General features: G+C 71.8%; 15 protein-coding genes and 1 pseudogene. 6 read left to right on the top strand and 10 right to left on the bottom strand.

Annotation, left to right across the window (positions count from 1 at the left end; translation table 11 throughout):
• Nucleotides 1-128: 128 nt before the first annotated feature.
• The 4 genes from pstS to mshD form a co-directional block, all read right to left on the bottom strand.
• A complete protein-coding gene (gene pstS / locus OTB20_RS15100; protein WP_267817846.1) occupies nt 129-1,265 on the bottom strand; it encodes a phosphate ABC transporter substrate-binding protein PstS in 1,137 nt (378 codons plus the stop codon).
• A gap of 356 nt (nt 1,266-1,621) precedes the next feature.
• Nucleotides 1,622-2,578, bottom strand: coding sequence for a CHAD domain-containing protein (locus OTB20_RS15095; protein ID WP_267817845.1), 957 nt, complete (start codon nt 2,576-2,578; stop codon nt 1,622-1,624).
• A complete protein-coding gene (locus tag OTB20_RS15090; protein ID WP_324290369.1) occupies nt 2,559-4,868 on the bottom strand; it encodes an RNA degradosome polyphosphate kinase in 2,310 nt (769 codons plus the stop codon). Before OTB20_RS15090 ends, OTB20_RS15095 begins: the two co-directional genes overlap by 20 nt.
• Before the next feature lie 296 nt (nt 4,869-5,164).
• On the bottom strand, nt 5,165-6,097 hold the full coding sequence (mshD, locus tag OTB20_RS15085; protein WP_267817842.1) for a mycothiol synthase: 933 nt from the start codon (nt 6,095-6,097) through the stop codon (nt 5,165-5,167).
• A 169-nt stretch (nt 6,098-6,266) separates the two neighbouring features.
• Between mshD and OTB20_RS15080 the strand changes: the two genes are divergently transcribed.
• Entirely contained in the window at nt 6,267-8,090 is a 1,824-nt protein-coding gene (locus OTB20_RS15080; protein WP_267817840.1) for a bifunctional metallophosphatase/5'-nucleotidase, read from the top strand.
• A gap of 84 nt (nt 8,091-8,174) precedes the next feature.
• Here the strand turns inward: OTB20_RS15080 and OTB20_RS15075 are convergent, their stop codons facing one another.
• The gene (locus OTB20_RS15075; RefSeq protein WP_267817838.1) at nt 8,175-8,954 is read right to left on the bottom strand and encodes an alpha/beta fold hydrolase; all 780 of its coding nucleotides are present in this window, start codon (nt 8,952-8,954) and stop codon (nt 8,175-8,177) included.
• A 158-nt stretch (nt 8,955-9,112) separates the two neighbouring features.
• Here OTB20_RS15075 and OTB20_RS15070 point away from each other — a divergent pair, with 158 nt between their 5' ends.
• From OTB20_RS15070 to OTB20_RS15060, 3 genes and pseudogenes are all read left to right on the top strand, one after another.
• Nucleotides 9,113-9,682: a TetR/AcrR family transcriptional regulator gene (locus OTB20_RS15070; RefSeq protein ID WP_267817836.1), complete on the top strand. Its 570-nt coding sequence runs from the start codon at nt 9,113-9,115 to the stop codon at nt 9,680-9,682.
• A gap of 107 nt (nt 9,683-9,789) precedes the next feature.
• Nucleotides 9,790-10,668, top strand: coding sequence for a phosphatidylinositol-specific phospholipase C (locus OTB20_RS15065; RefSeq protein WP_267817834.1), 879 nt, complete (start codon nt 9,790-9,792; stop codon nt 10,666-10,668).
• A gap of 36 nt (nt 10,669-10,704) precedes the next feature.
• A pseudogene (locus OTB20_RS15060) lies at nt 10,705-10,800 on the top strand (hypothetical protein); the annotation flags it as partial.
• Here OTB20_RS15060 and OTB20_RS15055 read toward each other — a convergent pair.
• The 5 genes from OTB20_RS15055 to OTB20_RS15035 all read right to left on the bottom strand — a co-directional run bounded on the left by OTB20_RS15055 (nt 10,790) and on the right by OTB20_RS15035 (nt 16,684).
• A complete protein-coding gene (locus tag OTB20_RS15055; protein WP_267817832.1) occupies nt 10,790-12,259 on the bottom strand; it encodes a sensor histidine kinase in 1,470 nt (489 codons plus the stop codon). The pseudogene OTB20_RS15060 and the gene OTB20_RS15055 sit on opposite strands and share 11 nt — an antisense overlap.
• Nucleotides 12,256-13,005, bottom strand: a complete 750-nt coding sequence (locus OTB20_RS15050) for a response regulator transcription factor (protein WP_267817830.1) — start codon at nt 13,003-13,005, stop codon at nt 12,256-12,258. The genes OTB20_RS15055 and OTB20_RS15050 overlap by 4 nt, the downstream gene beginning before the upstream one ends.
• A 51-nt stretch (nt 13,006-13,056) precedes the next feature.
• A complete protein-coding gene (locus OTB20_RS15045; RefSeq protein WP_267817828.1) occupies nt 13,057-14,313 on the bottom strand; it encodes a S1C family serine protease in 1,257 nt (418 codons plus the stop codon).
• A 507-nt stretch (nt 14,314-14,820) separates the two neighbouring features.
• A complete protein-coding gene (locus OTB20_RS15040) occupies nt 14,821-15,843 on the bottom strand; it encodes a LacI family DNA-binding transcriptional regulator (RefSeq protein ID WP_267753982.1) in 1,023 nt (340 codons plus the stop codon).
• Between the two features lie 70 nt (nt 15,844-15,913).
• Nucleotides 15,914-16,684: a response regulator transcription factor gene (locus tag OTB20_RS15035; RefSeq protein ID WP_267817827.1), complete on the bottom strand. Its 771-nt coding sequence runs from the start codon at nt 16,682-16,684 to the stop codon at nt 15,914-15,916.
• Between the two features lie 477 nt (nt 16,685-17,161).
• Between OTB20_RS15035 and OTB20_RS15030 the strand changes: the two genes are divergently transcribed.
• Both OTB20_RS15030 and OTB20_RS15025 read left to right on the top strand, forming a co-directional pair.
• Nucleotides 17,162-17,416 carry a MoaD/ThiS family protein gene (locus OTB20_RS15030; protein ID WP_267753985.1) on the top strand — a complete coding sequence of 85 codons (255 nt, stop codon included), beginning with the start codon at nt 17,162-17,164 and terminating at the stop codon, nt 17,414-17,416.
• A gap of 10 nt (nt 17,417-17,426) precedes the next feature.
• Nucleotides 17,427-18,881, top strand: a complete 1,455-nt coding sequence (locus OTB20_RS15025) for a hypothetical protein (protein WP_267817826.1) — start codon at nt 17,427-17,429, stop codon at nt 18,879-18,881.
• The last annotated feature ends 32 nt before the right edge of the window (nt 18,882-18,913 follow it).

Below are 18,913 nucleotides of genomic sequence, written 5' to 3'. Positions count from 1 at the left end.
TCCGGTCTGGACGGGGGCAGGGCCCCCTGGCGGCGGTGCACCGGATCCCCTGGGTGGAGGGGAGGGTCCCCGGGCCGGTCCGCTCCACCCGGACGGGAGGGAGCGGACCGGGAGTCCGGAGGTCTGGGTCAGGCGAGCTTGGCGACGATCTCGCGGACCTTGGCGTTGATCTCGGCCGGGATCGGGGCGTAGCCGTTCTCGGAGAGGATCTTCTGGCCGGCGTCGGACGCGGTGTAGTTCAGGAAGGACTTCACGGTCGGGAGCGTCTCGGCCTTGTTGCCCTTGTCGCAGACGACCTCGTAGGTCACCAGGACGATCGGGTACGCGCCCTCGGCCTTGGTGGTGTAGTCGAGCTTAAGCGCCAGGTCGTCACCGGTGCCGGAGATCTTGGCGGCGGCGATGGCCTTGGAGGCGTTCTCGCCGGTGGCCTTGACCGGAGCGGCGGCGCCCGTGTTCACGTCCACGGTCTTGATGGACTGCGAGGAGGCGTAGGAGAGCTCGAAGTAGCCGATCGCACCGTCGACGGCCTTGACCTGCGAGGCGACGCCGGAGGAGTTCGAGGCGCCCTGGCCACCCGGGGCCGGCCACTTCTTCGAGGCCTCGTACGTCCAGGCCTCGGGCGCGGCGGCCTTGAGGTACTTGCCGAGGTTCTCGGTGGTGCCCGAGTCCTCGGAGCGGTGGAAGGCCTGGATCGGGGTGGCGGGAAGCGTGGCGCCGGGGTTCAGCTTCTTGATCGCCTCGTCGTCCCACTTCTTGATCTTGTCGTTGAAGATCGCGGCGATGGTGGGGGCGTCCAGCGTCAGCTTGTCCACGCCGGCGACGTTGAAGCCGATCGCGATGGGGCCGCCGACCATCGGCAGGTCGATGCCCTGGCCGCCGGTGCAGATCTTCTTCGACTCGACGACCGCTTCGGGCTTCAGCGCGGAGTCCGAACCGGCGAAGCCGACGGTGCCCTGGTTGAAGGCGACGATGCCCTCACCGGAGGAGGAGGACTTGTAGTTGACCTCTACGCCGGAGCAGGCCGCCATGTAGTTCTTGATCCACAGGTCGACCGCGTTCTTCTGCGCGGAGGAGCCGGAGGCGAGGAGCTTGCCCTTGGCGCCGTCGCACTTGATGTCGCCCACCGCGGCGGAAGGCTTGCCCGAGGCGCCGGCGTCGGCCTTGGTGTTGTCGTCCGAGCCGCACGCCGTGAGGACCAGGGCACCGGACACGACGAGCGCCCCGAGGGCGGAGGCACGAAGCATGTTCTTGCGCTGAAGCTTCACTTTCGGGTGTTTCCTTCCAGAAGCCGCCGGCCGCTTTCTGCATCGGGGCGGCGTGCGAAGAGGACTACGTGGGTTGCCCGGAGTAATCGTCCGCCTTCGCGGTGACTCGCTCCCTGCGTCTACAAAGTTAGGCAGATCAGGTGAAGTGGCCGACCGGGGTAAGTGAACGGATGGTGAACCGTGGCGGGCGGGGTGGTGCGGTGGGCTGCGTCGCAGTGGGGGCGTCATCTCCTGTTATCCCGTCGTTACCGTCGCGTGACCTGTCGGGGGTGCGTGCGGCGCCGTTGCCGGGGGCCAGCCCCCGGACCCCCGCGCCTCAAACGCCGGCGGGGCCGGATTTGTCCGGGCCGGAGGGGTCAGACGCCCGCGTGGCTGGAATCGGCAGGCTGCCAGATGTGCTGGAAGGTGGCGCGGGAGGCCTCGACCTCGTGGCGCTGGTCCGCGTGCAGGACGCCCAGGGCGTAGGCCGTCGCCGGGGCGATGCGGGGGGTGCGGGCGGCCGTGGCCGAGGCGGTGGCCGCCTCCGCGGCGTCCCGGTGCCGGGTCAGGGCCTGGCCCGCGACCGTCAGCCGGGCCACGTCACCGCCCAGTGCCTCCTGCGCGTACCGGTGCACCCGCAGGAGGCGGCGTACCTCGTTCCACGAGCCGTCGTGGTCCGCGTCGTAGGGGTGCGAGGGCGAGGGGGCTGGGAGCGAGGTCACCGCCGCGGACAGGCGCAAATGCGCCACCTCTGCCAGCGGGGCCAGTACGTCGTCCACCCGGCCCCGGGCCGCGACCGGGTCCAGCGGCACCTCGGAGGCCAGTACCGCGACCGCGTCCGCGACCGCGTGGAAGCGGGAGGAGCCCAGCGCGTGCAGGGTCGCGGAGTGGGCCCGCGTACGGGCCAGGGTCAGCTGGCGCTCCAGTAGCGCGCCCGCCCGCGCCGAGCCCACGGTCAGCGAGCCGGCCGTACCTCTGGGCGCCGGCAGCTCGGGGGTCCCCGAGAGCCGCTGCAGGGCGTCCATCAGCCGGGCCAGCCGGGCCGCGTACGCGTGCTCGTCGGCCAGCGTCGCCGAGAGCCACACCAGCTCGGTGCGCAGCGAATCCGCCCAGGAGGAATCGGCCACCGCCCTGAACGTGGACAGGGAGCAGGAGATCCGGCGCGCAGCCCCCCGCAGGGTGCGCGCCGCCTCGTTGCCGTCGGGGGCGCCGCCGGCAGGGCCCTCGTCGTGCAGGCGCAGGCCCCGCAGGAACGCGGTGGCCTGCGCACGCAGGTACGTACCGAGTACGGTGCCTGCCGCCGTCGCGGTCAGGTCATGGTTTGGCTGAGCCACGCCGGCGCCTCCGGGCGTCAATGAGCATCTCCTGAACGTGCTGCAGCGGCTGGCCCTCGCCGTCGGTGCTGTGCCGGGTCCATTCGCCGTCCGGGCCCAGGTGCCAGGAGGTGGTGGCGTCGGACATGCCCGTCTCCAGCAGCCGGTCCAGGGCCGCGCGGTGGGCCGGATCGGTGACCCTGACCAGTGCCTCGATACGGCGGTCGAGGTTGCGGTGCATCATGTCGGCGCTGCCGATGTACACCTCGGGTTCGCCGCCGTTGCCGAAGGCGAAGACCCGGGAGTGCTCCAGGAAGCGGCCGAGGATCGAGCGGACCCGGATGTTCTCCGAGAGCCCGGGGACCCCGGGGCGGATCGCGCAGATCCCGCGGACCCAGATGTCGATGGGCACGCCCGCCTGCGAGGCCCGGTAGAGGGAGTCGATGAGCGCCTCGTCGACGATCGAGTTCATCTTGAGGCGCACGTACGCGGGGCGGCCCGCCTTGTGGTGGGCGGCCTCCTTGTCTATCCGGGAGATCAGGCCGCCGCGCAGCGAGCGCGGAGCCACCAGCAGCCGGCGGTAGGTCTCGCGGCGCGAGTAGCCGGACAGCCGGTTGAAGAGGTCGGAGAGGTCCGCGCCGACCTGTGGGTCGGCGGTGAGCAGGCCGAGGTCCTCGTAGAGCCGTGCCGTCTTGGGGTGGTAGTTGCCGGTGCCGACGTGGGAGTAGCGGCGCAGCGTGTCGCCCTCCTGGCGGACGACGAGCGACAGCTTGCAGTGGGTTTTGAGGCCGACGAGCCCGTAGACGACGTGACAGCCGGACTCCTCCAGCTTGCGCGCCCACTTGATGTTGGCCTGCTCGTCGAAGCGGGCCTTGATCTCGACGAGTACGAGGACCTGCTTGCCGGATTCGGCGGCGTCGATCAGGGCGTCCACGATCGGGGAGTCGCCGGAGGTCCGGTACAGCGTCTGCTTGATCGCCAGGACGTCCGGGTCGGCGGCGGCCTGCTCCAGGAAGGCCTGCACGGACGTGGAGAACGAGTCGTACGGGTGGTGCAGGAGCACGTCCCGTTCGCGCAGCGCCGCGAAGATGTCGGGCGCGGACGCGGACTCGACCTCGGCCAGGTCGCGGTGCGTGCCGGCGACGAACTTCGGGAACTTCAGCTCCGGGCGGTCCAGGGAGGCGATCCCGAAGAGCGCGGTGAGGTCCAGGGGGCCGGGGAGCGGGTACACCTCGGACGGATTGACCTTCAGCTCCTGCACGAGGAGGTCCAGGACCCCGGGGTCGATGGACTCCTCGACCTCCAGGCGCACCGGCGGGCCGAAGCGGCGCCGCATGAGCTCCTTCTCCAGGGCCTGCAGGAGGTTCTCGGCGTCGTCCTCCTCGACCTCGAGGTCCTCGTTGCGGGTCACGCGGAACATGTGGTGCGCGAGCACCTCCATGCCGGGGAACAGCTCCTCCAGGTGCGCGGCGATGACGTCCTCCAGCGGGACGTAGCGCTGCGGGGAGGCCTCCAGGAAGCGGGAGAGGAGCGGCGGGACCTTGACGCGGGCGAAGTGGCGGTGGCCGCTGACGGGGTTGCGCACGACGACGGCAAGGTTCAGGGAGAGGCCGGAGATGTACGGGAACGGGTGCGCGGGGTCCACGGCCAGCGGGGTGAGCACCGGGAAGATCTGGTTGCGGAACAGGGTGAACAGACGCGCCTGCTCCTTCTCGGTGAGGTCGGGCCACCGGATGAGGTGGACGCCTTCCTCGGCGAGCTGCGGGGAGATGTCCTGCTGGAAGCAGGCCGCGTGGCGGGCCATGAGCTCGCGGGAACGGGTCCAGATGAGATCGAGGACCTCACGGGGCTGCAGGCCTGAGGCCGAACGGGTGGCGACGCCGGTCGCGATGCGGCGCTTGAGGCCGGCGACGCGGACCATGAAGAACTCGTCGAGGTTGCTGGCGAAGATCGCCAGGAAGTTCGCGCGCTCCAGGAGGGGCGTGGTGGGGTCCTCGGCGAGCTCCAGAACGCGCTCGTTGAAAGCGAGCCAGCTGCGCTCCCGGTCGAGGAAGCGGCCCGGGGGCAGCTCGCCGGTCTCCGTGTCGTCGTAGGCGTCCAGGTCCGCGTCGAGATCCGGTTCCAGATCGACGTGCGGGCGGTGGGCGGCTATGGAGCCCAGGCGGGCGTGGGCGCCGCTGGCCGCGCGGGAGGCGATGGCCTCCGGGGTGGCTGCGGCCCTGGCTGCCTGGGCGGCCTGGGCCTCCTGGGCCGCCCGGGAGGGGTTCTGGATGGGAAGGTCGGCGGGGCCGGCGCTGGGCTTGTGGCTCATGACTCCATTCTTCCGCGCGCGCGGAAGAACAGGCGCGTCGGAAGTGTCGGCCGTCAGTCGGGGTCGGGGCTGCATGCGGTCAGCTTCGCGAGTGCGCGTTAATGCCCGGTAAATGGCGCATGGCTTCCAGGGTCCGGGCGGGTGGCTGCCTCTGGGCTCCGCCGGGCGGGCTGGGTGGGGCCGGGCTGGGCCCGGGCCGCAGCCCCGGGGCCCCAGGGCTGCGGCATGGCTCCTGGGGCTCCGCCCCGGACCCCGCGCCTCAAACGCCGGCGGGGCCGAGTTTGCTGCGGCCGGGGTCAGCTTTCCGTGCGGTACATCAGGTCGATTTCGTGGGTGGTGAAGCCGAGGCCCTCGTAGACCGCGAGGGCCGCCGGGTTGTCGGCGTCCACGTAGAGCATCGCGGTGGGGAGGCCGGCCGACGCCAGGTGGCGCAGGCCGATCGCGGTGAGGGCTTTGCCGAGGCCGCCGCCCTGGGCGCCGGGGCGGACGCCGAGGACGTAGACCTCGCCCAGCTGCTGTTCGGCGTGGACCTTGGTCCAGTGGAAGCCGATCAGTTCGCCGTCGCGTTCCGCGAGGAAGAAGCCCTCGGGGTCGAACCAGGGCTGCGCGATCCGGTCGTTCAGGTCCCGCTGCGTGAGTGAGCCCTGCTCCGGGTGGTGGGCGAAGGCCGCCGCGTTGACGGCCAGCCATGCCGCGTCGTCGGCGCCGGGGACGAAGGCGCGTACGGTCACGCCCGGCGGCAGGGCCGCCTCCGGGAGCGGGGCCGCGTCGCCGCTCAGCGGGCGGCGGAGCTGGCGCAGTTCGCGGAACAGGGTCAGGCCGAGCACCTGCGCGAGGTGGCGGGCCGCGGACTTGCCGCCGTGCGCCCACACGCGGATCCGCTTGCCGGAGGCGGCCATCAGGGCGGTGCCCAGGGCCCGCCCGTGGCCGCGCCCGCGCAGCGCGGGGTGTACGACGAGCTCGGCGGCGGGGGCTTCCACCGGGTCGGTGTCCTCCAGTTGCCCGTAGGCGGTGAGCCGCCCCTCGGCGGTGAGGAGGAAGTGGCGGATCCCCTCGCGCGCTCCGCCGCGCAGCTGGAGCCGGCCCTGTTCGGACACGGCCGTGGTGCCGTCGGTGCGGGCCGCGTCCTCGATCAGCGCGAGAACGGCGTCGGCCTGCTCTTCCGTCAGTTCGTCGAGGGTCTGGATCTGCCGTCCCGGCTCGAGGACCGCTGCTGCGTCGTCAGTCATGGAGTCGAGCCTACGACCCCCGTGGGGCCTTGCGGGGTGCGGCCCGGACGGCCGTCCTTCTTCCGCGTGTAACCAGCTCGATACCCGGTACCCCCTGTCGCGCTACGCGCGTTGACTCTAGGCTGCGGCAGACCTCCCAAGATGTATCGCTGTCCGCAAAGGGGACTAAATGTCAGCGACGCCACAACGGCACCGCCGAGCCCGCCGGTTGACCCTCACCGCTCTCGCCGTCGCCACGGCGGGCGGGGCGATGGTCGCCGCCGCCCTTCCGGCCGGAGCCGCGAGTGGTGGCGGTGGCGGCCAAGACCAGGGCCGCACCGTCGACGTACAGATGCTGTCGTTCAACGATCTCCACGGCACGCTGGAGCCCCCGCAGGGTTCCTCGGGCAGTGTGACCGAGCGTCAGGCAGACGGCACCACCAAGTCCATACCGGCGGGCGGTGTCGAGTACCTCGCCACCGGCCTGCGCGAGGCCCGCAAGGGGCACCCGTACTCCGTCACCGCCGCGGCCGGCGACATGATCGGCGCCAGCCCGATGGTGTCCGGCCTCTTCCACGACGAGCCGACCATCGAGGCGCTGGGCGCCCTCGACCTGGACGTGACCAGCGTCGGCAACCACGAGTTCGACGAGGGCAAGACCGAGCTGCGCCGCATGCAGTACGGCGGCTGCCACCCCGTCGAGGGCTGCTTCGAGTACGGCAAGGAGTTCGAGGGCGCCGACTTCAAGTACCTCGCCGCGAACGTGGTGGACGAGAAGACCCGGCGTCCGATGATGAACCCCACCTTCATCTGGAAGAAGGGGGACGTGAAGATCGGCTTCATCGGCGTCACCCTGGAGGGCACGCCGGACGTCGTGACCGCCGACGGGGTCAAGGGCCTCAAGTTCGGCGACGAGGTCGAGACGATCAACAAGTACGCCAACGAGCTGAACAAGCAGGGCGTGAAGTCGATCGTGGCGCTGGTCCACGAGGGCGGCCTGCCCGCGAGCGGGGCGTACAACTACGACTGCGACGTGCCGGGCGCCGGCGCCGGTATCTCCGGGGCCATCGTCGACATCGCGAAGAACGTCTCGCCGACGGTGGACGCGCTGGTCACCGGCCACACGCACCAGGCGTACGCGTGCAACATCCCCGACCCGGCGGGCAACCCGCGCACGGTCACCTCGGCAGCCTCGTACGGCCGGCTGTTCACGGACACCACCCTCACGTACGACCGCCGGACCAAGGACATCGTCCGTACGCCGGTCAGCTCCCCGAAGCCGGTCCAGAAGGTCGTGGGCCGTGAGCAGCCCAAGGCGCCGGACCTGACCGCGCTGATCCAGCGCTGGAACGCGCTGGCCGCGCCGATCGCGAACCGTCCGATGGGCTACATCTCGGCCGACATCCAGGGCCGCGGCTCTGAGGCGTACGAGAAGCCGCTCGGCGACGTGATCGCCGACGCGCAGCTGGAGGCCCTGGCCCCGGCGGCCAAGGGCGGCGCCCAGCTCGCCGTCATGAACCCGGGCGGCATCCGCGCCGACCTCGCCTACAAGGCGGCGGGCTCGGAGGGCGACGGGGTGGTGACCTACGGGGAGTCCTACACGGTCCAGCCGTTCACCAACATGATGAACGTGGTCGACCTGACCGGCGCCCAGCTGATCACCATGCTCCAGCAGCAGGTCAGCGGCCCGGTCAACGGCGTGAGCCCGAAGATCCTGCAGATCTCCAAGGGCTTCTCCTACACCCTGGACACCACCAAGGCGGGCGCCGAGCGGATCGTCGTGGACTCGGTGAAGCTGAACGGTGCGCCGGTCGACCCCGCCCAGACGTACCGGGTCGCGATGAACGAGTTCCTCGCGGGCGGCGGTGACGGTTTCACCGTCCTGAAGGAGCACAAGAACAAGCTGGTCGGCGCGTCCGACCTGGATGCCTTCAACGCCTACCTGGCCGAGCACTCCTCGGCGTCCGCGCCGCTGGCCCCGCCGGCGGCGGACCGGATCACGGTCGTCAAGTAGTCATCGAGTAGTGGGCGGGTAGTACGTACGCCCTTGCGCGCGAGGGGCGGTGGGCCGTGGCGGCCCGCCGCCCCTTCGGCGTTCTCAGTGGCCGGCCAGGTAGGTGCGGACGGCGGTGTGGAAGCCTTCCGGGTCGGTGAAGGGCAGGAAGTGATCGCCGCTCAGGGGCGTGTACGAGGTTCCGGGCCGCTTGGTGACCATCGCGTCGGCCTGTGCCTGCGGGAGCGAGGTGCTGCGCGTGCCGTGGATCAGCATCGCCGGGCAGGTGCTCGCGAGCCAGGCGGCCCAGTGGTCGCCGCGGCAGGCCTCGACGGAGTCGAGCATGTCCTGCGGGTGGAACGGCAGCCGCCAGCCGGTGCCGGGGAGCGGGCGCAGGGCCCGGGCGACGAACTGGGAGCCCACGGGACCGGCGGCGTCGAGGAGTTCCTCCCGGGTGGGCGCGGTGTACCGCATGTCCCGGAGGAAGGCCGTCCACGCGCCGTCCGCGGGGTCGACCTCCACCGCGGCCTCCGCGTTGATGAGGACGGAGACCCGGTCGGGGTGGGCGGCGGCCAGGTGGAGGGCGTTGAGTCCGCCGAGGGAGTAGCCGAGGAGGGCGACGGGGGTGTCCAGGCCGAGGTGGTCGAGGAGCGCGACGGCGTCGGAGACGTAACCGGCGCGGTGGTGGTCGGCGGCCCGGTCGGAGTCGCCGTGGCCGCGCTGGTCGGGGGCGATGACCCGCCAGTCGGCCCCCAGGGCCTCGGCGAGCCCGGCGAAGGCCAGGCCCTCGGACATGCCTCCGTGCAGGGCGAGCAGCGGGCGGCCGGGGCCGCTGAAGTCCAGGTAGGACAGTGTGCGGTCCTCGATCGTCAGCGTGTGGCGCATGGTTCCGCTCTCCCTTTGCTCGTCCTGCCGTGCTTGCTCGCCTGCTGTGCGTGTCCGCCTGCTGTGGTGACGGGTTCGAGCCTGCCAGGATTTGGGCAGGCGCGCAATACGTCTGTCTTGGGCGCTTGCCCAAAACCTGGCACGGCTACGATCCCGGCATGGGAAATCGCGAGGACCTGCTGGCCGGAGCCCGGCGCTGTCTGGAGGAGAAGGGGTACCTCCGGACGACCGTGCGCGATATCGCCTCGGCCTCGAAGGTGAGCATGGCCGCGATCGGCTACCACTTCGGTTCCCGCGAGGTGCTCCTGAACCAGGCGCTGTTCGCGGCCATGGACGAGTGGGCCGCGGGGGCGGGCAGGCTCGCCGGGCAGGGCGATACCGCGCGGGAGCGCTACGCCGACACCTGGGACCGGAAGATCCGGGACTTCGGCGAGATGCGCTGGCTCTGGACCGCCTCCGTCGAGGCCTTCGTGTACGCGCAGTCCTCGCCGGAGCTGCTCGCGATCCTGGCCGACGGCCAGCGCCGCAACCGCCGCATGGTCGCCGCGCAGTTGCGCGGGGTGCCGGAGGAGGCGGTCGCGGAGGAAGACGTACGGGCCCTCGGCTCGGTGCACCTCGCGCTGCTGACCGGGGTCATGGTGCAGTGCTTCACCGACCCGGAGCACGCGCCGGACGGCCGTGAACTGGCCCGGGGGCTGCGCGAGATGGCGGCCCTGCTGGAGGGTTAGCGGCCCTTTCGGGGTCTTCCTGCGGGCGGATTCTTACCCGTGGGTAGTAAAGCTGACGTGCGCACGCCATAATCCCGTCCCACCACTGGGTCGGCAAAGGGGCGGGCATGGCATTGGACCGACGGGCATTTCTGGCCGGAGCACTGGCCGCGGGCGCCGCGGGAGCTGCCGCCGGGCTCGGGGCCTCCCCCGCGGCCGCCGCGGCGCTCTCCACCCAGGACTGGATGAGCGGGCTCGGCGACTCCACCGCCCTGCGGCAGATGACCATCCCCGGCACCCACGACTCGGGCGCCCGCCAGGGCGGGCTCTACGTCGCCTGCCAGAACACCTCCATCGCCGACCAGCTCAACTCCGGCATCCGCTTCCTCGACGTCCGCTGCCGGGTGACCGGCGGATCGTTCGCGATCCACCACGGCGCGTACTACCAGAACCTGATGTTCGGCGACGTCCTCGTCGCCTGCTGGAACTTCCTCGCCGCGCACCCCTCCGAGACCGTGCTGATGCGGCTCAAGCAGGAGTACTCCGAGGAGAGCGACGCCACCTTCCGCGCCGTCTTCGACGACTACCTGAACAACCGGGGCTGGAGCCCCCTGTTCAAGATCGCGGACGCGCTGCCCGCCCTCGGGCAGGTGCGCGGCAAGGTGCTGCTGCTCCCCGACAACGGCGGTCTGCCCGGCGGCCTGCGGTACGGCGACGGCAACGTCTTCGACATCCAGGACGACTACATGGCCGAGCCCTTCGCCAAGCGGGGGAAGATCGAGAACCACTTCCGCAAGGCCGTCCAGCAGCCCGGCAAGTTCTTCATGAACTACACGAGCACGGCCGCCGCGCTGCCGCCCCGCTGGAACTCCGACCGGCTCAACCCGCAGGTGCACGCCTTCGTCGACGGCGCGGAACTGGCCGGCCGCACCGGCCTCGGCATCGTCCCGATGGACTTCCCCAACACCCGCTCCGGCCTGGTCGCCTCACTGATCCGGCACAACTGACTCCGAAGCGGAGTTCCGTTTCTTTCGAATTCCGCCATGCCGGGAGGTTCGCAGGAGGCTGGACATGGCTGGTGTCTCCAGGAGGCCGCGGATCTCCTGTGCGTCAGCAGGCCCACCTTCGTCAAGATCCTTGACCGGGGCGAGTTGGCGTACTCCCGCCCCGGGCGCCACCGCCGGGTGGCGGGGTCGGGGCGCCCGGGATGCGGAGTACCGACTCCGTGCCCGGGCCGCCGTCGGCCGGGGCGCGGAGTTCGGCCGTGCCGCCCGCGCGTTGGACCGTACGGGCCACGATGGACAGGCCCAGGCCGCTGCCGGGCAGGGCGCGGGCGGACGGGGAGCGCCAGAAGCGCTCGAAGACGTGCGGGAGGTCATCGGCCGGGATGCCGGGGCCGTGGTCGCGTACGGTCAGCTCGCCCGCGTGCAGCGAGACGGCGACCGCGCCGCCCGGCGGGCTGAACTTCACCGCGTTGTCCAGGACGTTGACGACAGCCCGCTCCAGGGCCGCCGCCTCGCCGCGTACGTACCAGGGCGCCAGGTCCGAGGCGAACTCCAGCTCCGGACCGCGCAGTCGGGCCCGGGACAGCGCCGCGCCCGCGATCTCGTGCAGGGCCACGACGCCGAGGGGGCCGGGGGCCGCCGCGTCCGGGCGGGACAGTTCCTGCAAGTCGCCGATCAGCGAGGCCAGCTCCGTCATCTGTGCCTTGACCGAGGCGAGCAGCTCCTTGCGGTCCTCGGGCGGGATGGCGCGGCCGGTCTCCTCGCTGCGCGCCAGCAGTTCGATGTTGGTGCGTAGCGAGGTGAGCGGGGTGCGCAGCTCGTGCCCGGCGTCCGCGATCAGCTGGGCCTGGCGTTCCTGGGAGGAGGCGAGCGCGGCCGTCATGGAGTTGAAGGAGCGCGACAGCCGGGCGATCTCGTCGTCGCCCTCGTCGGGGATGCGGACGGTGAGGTCCTCGGTGCGGGCGATGTGCTCGACGGCGCCGGTCAGTTCGTCGACCGGGCGCAGCCCCGTACGGGCCACCCAGAGTCCGGCCGCGCCGGCGCCGACGACGCCGACTCCGCAGACGAAGAGCAGTACCCAGGCCAGGGTGGACAGCGGTTCGGTGATGTCCGAGAGGGGCTTGGCCACCGAGATCGCGGCGTTCGCGTTCTGCGCGGCCGGCCCGGAGGTCAGTTCCACGGGCTGGGTGTAGACGCGTACGGGGGTGCCGTCCGTGGTCTTGCCGTCGTAGAGGATCGCGCCGCGCAGCCCCTTGGCCACGTCGAGGTCGTAGTCGGTGACCGGGAGGGTGTTCTTGCCGTCCACCCAGCAGCGCCCGCCCGTGGGCAGCACGATCTGCACCTGCGCGCTCAGGTTGTTCTCGAAGGGGCCGGGCACCTTCTCCCGGCAGCCGAACCCGTTCAGCGTCTGGCTGGCCTGCGCCCTGGCGTTGGTGGAGCGCAGCGAGCTGTTCAGCTGGTCGTTCAGCTGCGTGCGCACCATGAACCAGCTCACGCAGGCGACCGCCGCGACGGCGAGCGCCACCGCGACCGTGACCAGCAGGGCGAGGCGCGAGCGCAGCGGGAGGGCGCGGAATCTGGCGGTGGGGCTCACTCCGGACCGCCGCTGTCGCCGGCCCCGGAGGCGCGCAGTACGTAGCCCACCCCGCGCACGGTGTGGACCAGGCGGGGCTCGCCCCCGGCCTCGGTCTTGCGGCGCAGGTACATCACGTACACGTCCAGGGAGTTGGAGCTGGGCTCGAAGTCGAAGCCCCATACGGTCTTGAGGATCTGCTCGCGGGTCAGGACCTGGCGCGGATGCGCGAGGAACATCTCCAGCAGGGTGAACTCGGTACGGGTCAGCTCCACCGGGCGCCCGGCACGGGTGACCTCGCGGGTGGCGAGGTCCATGCGCAGGTCGCCGAAGGTCAGCGCGTCGGCGTCCTCGGGGTTGTCGCCCCCGTCGGAAGGAGCGGTGTAGGAGCTGCGGCGCAGCAGGGCGCGCACCCGGGCGAACAACTCGTCCAGCTCGAACGGCTTGACCAGATAGTCGTCGGCGCCGGCGTCGAGGCCGGTGACGCGGTCGCCGACCGTATCGCGGGCGGTCAGCATCAGGACCGGCGTGGTGCTTCCCGCGGCGCGCAGTCTGCGGGCCGCCGTCAGACCGTCCATCCGCGGCATCTGGATGTCCAGGATGATCAGGTCGGGGGCGTACGAGTCCGCCTTGTCGAGGGCGTCGAGCCCGTCGACGGCGGTCTGCGTGCCGTACCCCTCGAAGGCCAGGCTGCGGCGCAGGGCCTCGCGTACGGCCGGCTCGTCATCGACGACGAGGATGCGCTGCTGGTCGCCTTCGGCGCTCATAAGGGGTCCCCCCAGGTGGTGTCGGTCTCCTACCAGGCTCGCACGGGCGGGCTAGAAGGAGGTCCCGAAACCGTTGGCGGCGCTGCCGGTGCCGGTGTCGCCGCTGTTGCTGTCGCCGGCGCCGCCGGGGCCGCCCTTGCGGAGGGAGGGCAGGTCGGCCTTGATGGTGTTGACCGGGATGGCGAAGCCGAGGCCGACGCTGCCCGCGGAGCCGCTGCCGCTGGACGGGGAGTAGATCGCGGAGGGCATGCCCACGATCTCGCCGTTCATGTTGACGAGGGCGCCGCCGGAGTTGCCGGGGTTGAGGGAGGCGTCCGTCTGGATGGCCTTGTACGAGGTGGTGTCCGTACCGGTGTCCCCGTTGAACTGCTGGCCGCCGTAGGAGAACGGGTAGCCGCCCTGCGGGGACTGCTGCTTCTCGGACTTCGGGACGTTCACCTCGCGGTCGAGCGCGGAGACGATACCGCTGGTGACCGTGCCGGTGAGGCGGTCGGGGGAGCCGATGGCGACGACCTCGTCGCCGACCTTGACGTTGTCGGAGTTGCCGAGGCCGGCCGGCTTGAGGCCGCTCGCGCCCTCCAGCTTGATGAGGGCGAGGTCCTTGTCCGGATCCGTTCCGACGATCTTCGCGGAGTACTTCTTGCCGTCGCTCATCGTCACCTGGATCTGGCCGGCCCCGTCGATGACGTGGTTGTTGGTGACGATCTCGCCGTCGGCGGTGATCACGACACCGGAGCCGGTGCCCTGGCCGGAGCCGGTGCGGGTGTCGATGCGGACGACCGAGGGGCTGACGTTCTCGGCGACGCCGGAGACGGTGCCGTTGCTCGACTGGGAGATGGTGCTGCCGTTGACGCCGGTGCCGGTGCCGTTCGTCTTGTTCAGCATCTGCTGCACGGCGGCGGCCGTTCCGCCGCCGATGACGGCGGCCGCGAGGGCTACGGCGGCGAGGAGGGCGACCGGGCGCTTGGCTCGGGCGTGGCCCTGCGGGGTGGGGGTGGCGGGGGCGTCGGCCCAGGTGGCCCAGCCGTTGCCGTTGCCGTTGCCGTTGCCGGCGGCGGCGGCGGCTGCGGCTGCGGCTGCGGTGGTGGTCTGGGGGACGGTCTCGCCCTGGATCACCTGGGGAGTGTGTGCCTCGTGCCAGCCGGGGGCGGGGGTGGGGGTGGCCGGGGGGTAGGAGGGGGGCGGCGGGTACGCGGCGTCCTGCGTCAGCCGGTCACGACCGCGCTGCCAGTCCCCGCCCCACGGGGCGGGCTGCTCGGGGAGGTTCTCCTGGGGGTACTCGCCTTCGCGGCGGAGGTTCTCGGTCATGACTACGACTGTGTCCGCAGATCATGAGAGCTATCTGAGTCTCCGCTGAGAAGCCCGACAGAACCGTGTATGCCCGATATAAGACCGGGTGATGGCCGGGGTGCTCCGGTGCGGGCCGCCGCCCGTCGGACCGCTGCGCGGGGCGAAGTCCCCTACCCGCCCTTCCACCGTTCCCCGGGCGCTGCCCGGACCCCGGTTCTCAAGCGCCGGACGGGCTGCAGGACCCTGGGGCTCCGCCCCAGACCCCGGTCCTCAAACGCCGGACGGGCTGGAAGGCGCCGGACGGGTTGGAAGGCGTTGGGTGGGTTGAAGGACCCGGGTGGGTTGAAGGACCCGGGGGCTCAGGTGCCGGCCGGGCTGGGAGGCGCCGGACGCGCTGGGAGGCGTCGGGCGGGTTTGAAGGATCCTGGGGCTCAGGCGCCGGATGGGCTGGGGGTTGTCGGCCGGGTTCGGCCGCGCCGGTGATTGAGGCGAGGACCCGGCGACGGCCGTGGGGTCGGGGGTGGGTCAGTGGCAGCCGCAGGAGCGGCGGATCACCAGGGCCGAGGGGAACTGCTTCAGGCGTTCGCGGCGGGAGCCCGTCACCCGTACGGCGTCGTCCAGGACCAGGTCCACCGCCGCGCGGGCCATCGCCGGGCGGTCGGAGGCGATGGTGGTGAGGGGCGGGTCCGTCAGGGCCGCTTCCTTGACGTCGTCGAAGCCGGCCACCGCCAGCTCCCCGGGCACGTCGATGCGCAGCTCCCGCGCGGCGCGCAGGACGCCGATCGCCTGGTCGTCCGTAGCGCAGAAGATCGCCGGCGGGCGGTCCGGCCCGGCCAGCAGCTCCAGGGCCACCTTGTACGCGTCGTAGCGGTTGTACGGGGCCTGGAAGAGCCGGCCCTCCACCGAGCGGCCGGATTCGAGCATGGCCCGCCGCCAGCCCTCGACGTGGTCGGCCACCGGGTCGCCGACCTCGGGGGTGTTCTCGACACCGCCCAGGCAGGCCACGTAGGGGTGCCCGTGCTCGAGGAGGTGCCGGGTGGCGAGCTGCGCGCCGCCGATGTCGTCCGTGACGACGGCGACGTCGTCGATGGCCTCGGGGCGCTCGTGGAGGAGGACGACGCGGGCGTCCCACGCCTCGATCTCCGAGGCGGCCCGCTCGCTCATGCCCTGGCTGACCAGGATCAGGCCCGAGACCCGCATGCCCAGGAAGGCCCGCAGGTAGTGGACCTCGCGCTCGTCGCGGTAGTCGGAGTTCCCGACCAGCACCATCTTTCCGCGCTCGGCGGCGGCCTGTTCGACCGCGTGCGCCATCTCCGCGAAGAACGGCTGGCGGGCATCAGGGACGATCATGCCTATGAGGTCGGTGCGCCGTGAGGCCATCGCCTGGGCGACCCGGTCCGGGCGGTAGCTCAGGTCCTTGATCGCAGCGAGGACACGCTCGCGCGTGGCCGGGGCAACCGGCCTGGGTCCGTTGTTGATGACGTAGCTCACGACGGCGGTAGAGGTACCCGCAAGTCGTGCCACGTCATCCCGCGTCACCTTGGCCACGCGCGGAAGTCTACGCGGGGTGACCTACCTCTGGGCAGGGCGTCCGGAGGAGGTCGTTCCCACAGCCTTCCTAGTCCATCCGGGTGAGCGCCGCCGCGGCCCGTGCGGAGGCTTCGGCCGCCGCCTTGGTGGCCGCCTGCGCGGCCGCTTCGGCCGCCGCCCGTTCCACCTTCTCCGGGGTGACGAAGCGGTACCCGACGTTGCGGACGGTACCGATCAGCGACTCGTGCTCGGGGCCGAGTTTCGCGCGCAGCCGCCGTACGTGCACGTCGACCGTGCGGGTGCCGCCGAAGTAGTCGTAGCCCCACACCTCCTGGAGGAGCTGGGCGCGGGTGAAGACCCGGCCCGGGTGCTGGGCGAGGTACTTGAGGAGTTCGAACTCCTTGAAGGTCAGGTCCAGGACCCGGCCCTTCAGCTTCGCCGAGTACGTCGCCTCGTCGACCGACAGGTCGCCGTTGCGGATCTCCATCGGGGAGTCGTCCGAGCCGAGCTGCTGGCGGCCGGTGGCGAGGCGCAGCCGCGCTTCGACCTCGGCCGGTCCGGCGGTGTCGAGGAGGACGTCGTCGATGCCCCAGTCGGCGGTGACGGCCGCGAGGCCGCCCTCGGTGACGACGAGGATCAGCGGGCAGCCGGGCCCCGTGGAGCGGAGCAGCTGGCACAGCGACCGGACCTGGGGCAGGTCGCGGCGGCCGTCGACGAGGATCACGTCGGCGCCGGGGGTGTCCACGAGGGCGGGGCCCTCGGCTGGAGCCACCCGGACGGTGTGGAGCAGCAGGCCGAGTGCGGGCAGCACCTCGGTGGACGGCTGCAGGGCATTGGTCAGGAGCAGGAGTGAGCTCATGCCCGACCACCTACCCGGGTCGGGCGGTGGTGTGCGTGCGCAGGTACATGCGCTTGCACGACGGTTCGCTGGTCCATCACGTCGGTTCCTCCTCGGTCCCGTCGAGGACTTTCGCGGCACTGCTTCGTACGACTTGCCTGGTGTCCGCCCGGTCCCCGCGCCCTGAGGTCCGGATGGATACCACTGTTCTCGGTCCGTTCAACGTGCTGAAAGCACAAAAGGACCCGGGGGCTACGTTGCCCGGATCCTCACGCCAGCAGAATAGCCCACCCGCCCGGGCCTCGCCGAGGCTTCGGGAGAAGCCGCTTCTGTGGTTCCCACCACCCCGGCACATGTGTATGTCCCGGTTTCACCGGATCGGTGGACCTGGTGCGGGCCGCGCGGGCGTACGCGGGCCGTGCGGAGGCACGCCGGGATCGGGGGCGGGAGGGTTCATGATGGAGGCCGACGGCAGAGCGCCGACGAGAGGAGCGTGCAGTGGCAACCGGAACCATCCGCTACTGGGCGGCGGCGAAGGCCGCGGCCAAGACGGCGGAGGAGCCGTACTCGGCGCGGACACTGGCCGAGGCGCTCGACACCGTGCGGGAACGCCACCCCGGGGAGCTGACCCGGGTCCTGCTGCGCTGCTCCTTCCTCGTGAACGAAGAGCCCGTGGGCAAGCGCCCGCACGATTCCGTCGAGCTGACCGAAGGGGGCACCGTCGAGGTGCTCCCGCCGTTCGCGGGCGGGTGAGCGGAGTCTCATGAGCACGCCCGAGGAACAGCAGCGACAGCGGATGCAGGAGCTGCAACAGCAGCAGCAAGAGCAGCAACGGCAACTGCAGCAAGAGCAGCAACAGCAACAGCAGCCGGATCCGTACGGGACCCAGACCTGGCAGTCCCCGACCTGGGACACCTCGTACCAGCCGGTCCAGGTCCCGCTGGACGGCGTACCGGCGCAGTACCCGGTCGCCCCCGAGGGCTGGTTCCGCGAGGAGCCGCAGGTCCAGGACTCCCAGGCGCCCGTTCCCGGTCAGGACTGGGGGCAGCAGCAGTCGTACGCCGATCCCTACGCCGATCCCTACGCGGATCCTTACGCGGCGCCGGCCTACCCGCAGAACCCGCAGAACCCGCAGATCTCGGCCCCGGACCACTGGTTCCGCGACGAGGCGCAGGCGCAGCAGGCACCGCAGGCCGAGCCCCCGCAGCAGTGGGGGGAGAACGCCTACCTGCCGCCGTACCCCGGCCCGGCCGACCCTCTCCAGGCCCAGGCCCAGGCCCCGGTCGAGTTCCAGGCCCCGGCCCCCGGCCAGGAGTGGGCCGCGGAGCCGGCCGCGTACCTCCCGCAGCAGGCGGCCGAGGTCCCTGCCGGGGCTCCCGTCGAGCCTCCGGTGGGTGACGGGGCGGCCGCCGGGGAGGAGCCCGCCTGGTCGCCGCCGACCCTCGCCGGCAACACGCTGCGCGCCGTGGATCCGGCCCAGGCCCGCGCCGAAGGCCGCTCGCCGGTCATCGATCCCGGTCCGCAGGCGGCCATACTGACGGCCGCCCTCGGGCTGGTCATCGCGGGCGCCGCCGCTCTGGGCGAGTTCGCGCTGCTCGCGCCCCTGATCGCCCTGCAGGGCCTCACCGCGGCCGGCTGGTTCCGGCTCAACGGCATGTGGCCGGCCCGTCAGGGCATCGCACTGGCCTTCGCCGGAGCCCTCGTCGCCGATGCGGCCGTGCTCGCGGTGGACGAGCCGTACGGTCCCGGCGCGATCGTCGGCACCCTCGGCGCCTGGGTGCTGCTGACGCTGGTGCTCCAGCTGCGCAGCCACGCCGATCCGGACGAGCGGATGTACGGGCTGATGGCCTCGGTGGCCTCGGCCGCGCTGGCCATCGTCTGCGCCGGCTACCTCGCCGCCGACTCCGCCGCCGTGAGCGTGGGCGGAGCCGCCGTGGCGGTGGCCGTCTTCGCCCGGGCGCTTCCGCTGCCCACCGCCGTCTCGGTCGGCGTCTCGCTGGCCGCCGCGACCGGTGCGGGGATCGCCGTGGGCGGGCTGACGTCCGTCGGCGCGGGTGGTGCGCTGATCGGCCTCGCGGCCGGGGTGTGCGCGCTGATCGGGCTGCGCGTGGCGGCGTACGACTACCCGTCGAAGTTCGTCCACATGACGGCCGGTGTCGCGCTGCCGCTGGCCGCGGCGGCTCCGGCGGTCTACCTGATCGGCCGGGTGGTGGGCTGAGGCCCCCGCCTCCGGGCCCTCGCCCCCGGCGG

Origin of the sequence: Streptomyces sp. H27-H1 (genome assembly GCF_026627445.1) — a bacterium.
GTDB lineage: Bacteria > Actinomycetota > Actinomycetes > Streptomycetales > Streptomycetaceae > Streptomyces.
The sequence above is the reverse complement of the archived record's forward strand: the minus strand, read 5'-3'. Positions and strand labels throughout refer to the sequence as shown.

Excerpts from the sequence above, each read along its gene's own strand:
- OTB20_RS15065 (WP_267817834.1), top strand. The coding sequence starts at position 9,790 with ATGGCATTGGACCGACGGGCATTTCTGGCCGGAGCACTGGCCGCGGGC.
- OTB20_RS15075 (WP_267817838.1), bottom strand. The coding sequence starts at position 8,954 with ATGCGCCACACGCTGACGATCGAGGACCGCACACTGTCCTACCTGGAC.
- OTB20_RS15035 (WP_267817827.1), bottom strand. The coding sequence starts at position 16,684 with ATGAGCTCACTCCTGCTCCTGACCAATGCCCTGCAGCCGTCCACCGAG.
- mshD (WP_267817842.1), bottom strand. The coding sequence starts at position 6,097 with ATGACTGACGACGCAGCAGCGGTCCTCGAGCCGGGACGGCAGATCCAG.
- OTB20_RS15025 (WP_267817826.1), top strand. The coding sequence starts at position 17,427 with ATGAGCACGCCCGAGGAACAGCAGCGACAGCGGATGCAGGAGCTGCAA.
- OTB20_RS15080 (WP_267817840.1), top strand. The coding sequence starts at position 6,267 with ATGTCAGCGACGCCACAACGGCACCGCCGAGCCCGCCGGTTGACCCTC.
- OTB20_RS15090 (WP_324290369.1), bottom strand. The coding sequence starts at position 4,868 with ATGAGCCACAAGCCCAGCGCCGGCCCCGCCGACCTTCCCATCCAGAAC.
- OTB20_RS15070 (WP_267817836.1), top strand. The coding sequence starts at position 9,113 with ATGGGAAATCGCGAGGACCTGCTGGCCGGAGCCCGGCGCTGTCTGGAG.
- OTB20_RS15045 (WP_267817828.1), bottom strand. The coding sequence starts at position 14,313 with ATGACCGAGAACCTCCGCCGCGAAGGCGAGTACCCCCAGGAGAACCTC.
- OTB20_RS15050 (WP_267817830.1), bottom strand. The coding sequence starts at position 13,005 with ATGAGCGCCGAAGGCGACCAGCAGCGCATCCTCGTCGTCGATGACGAG.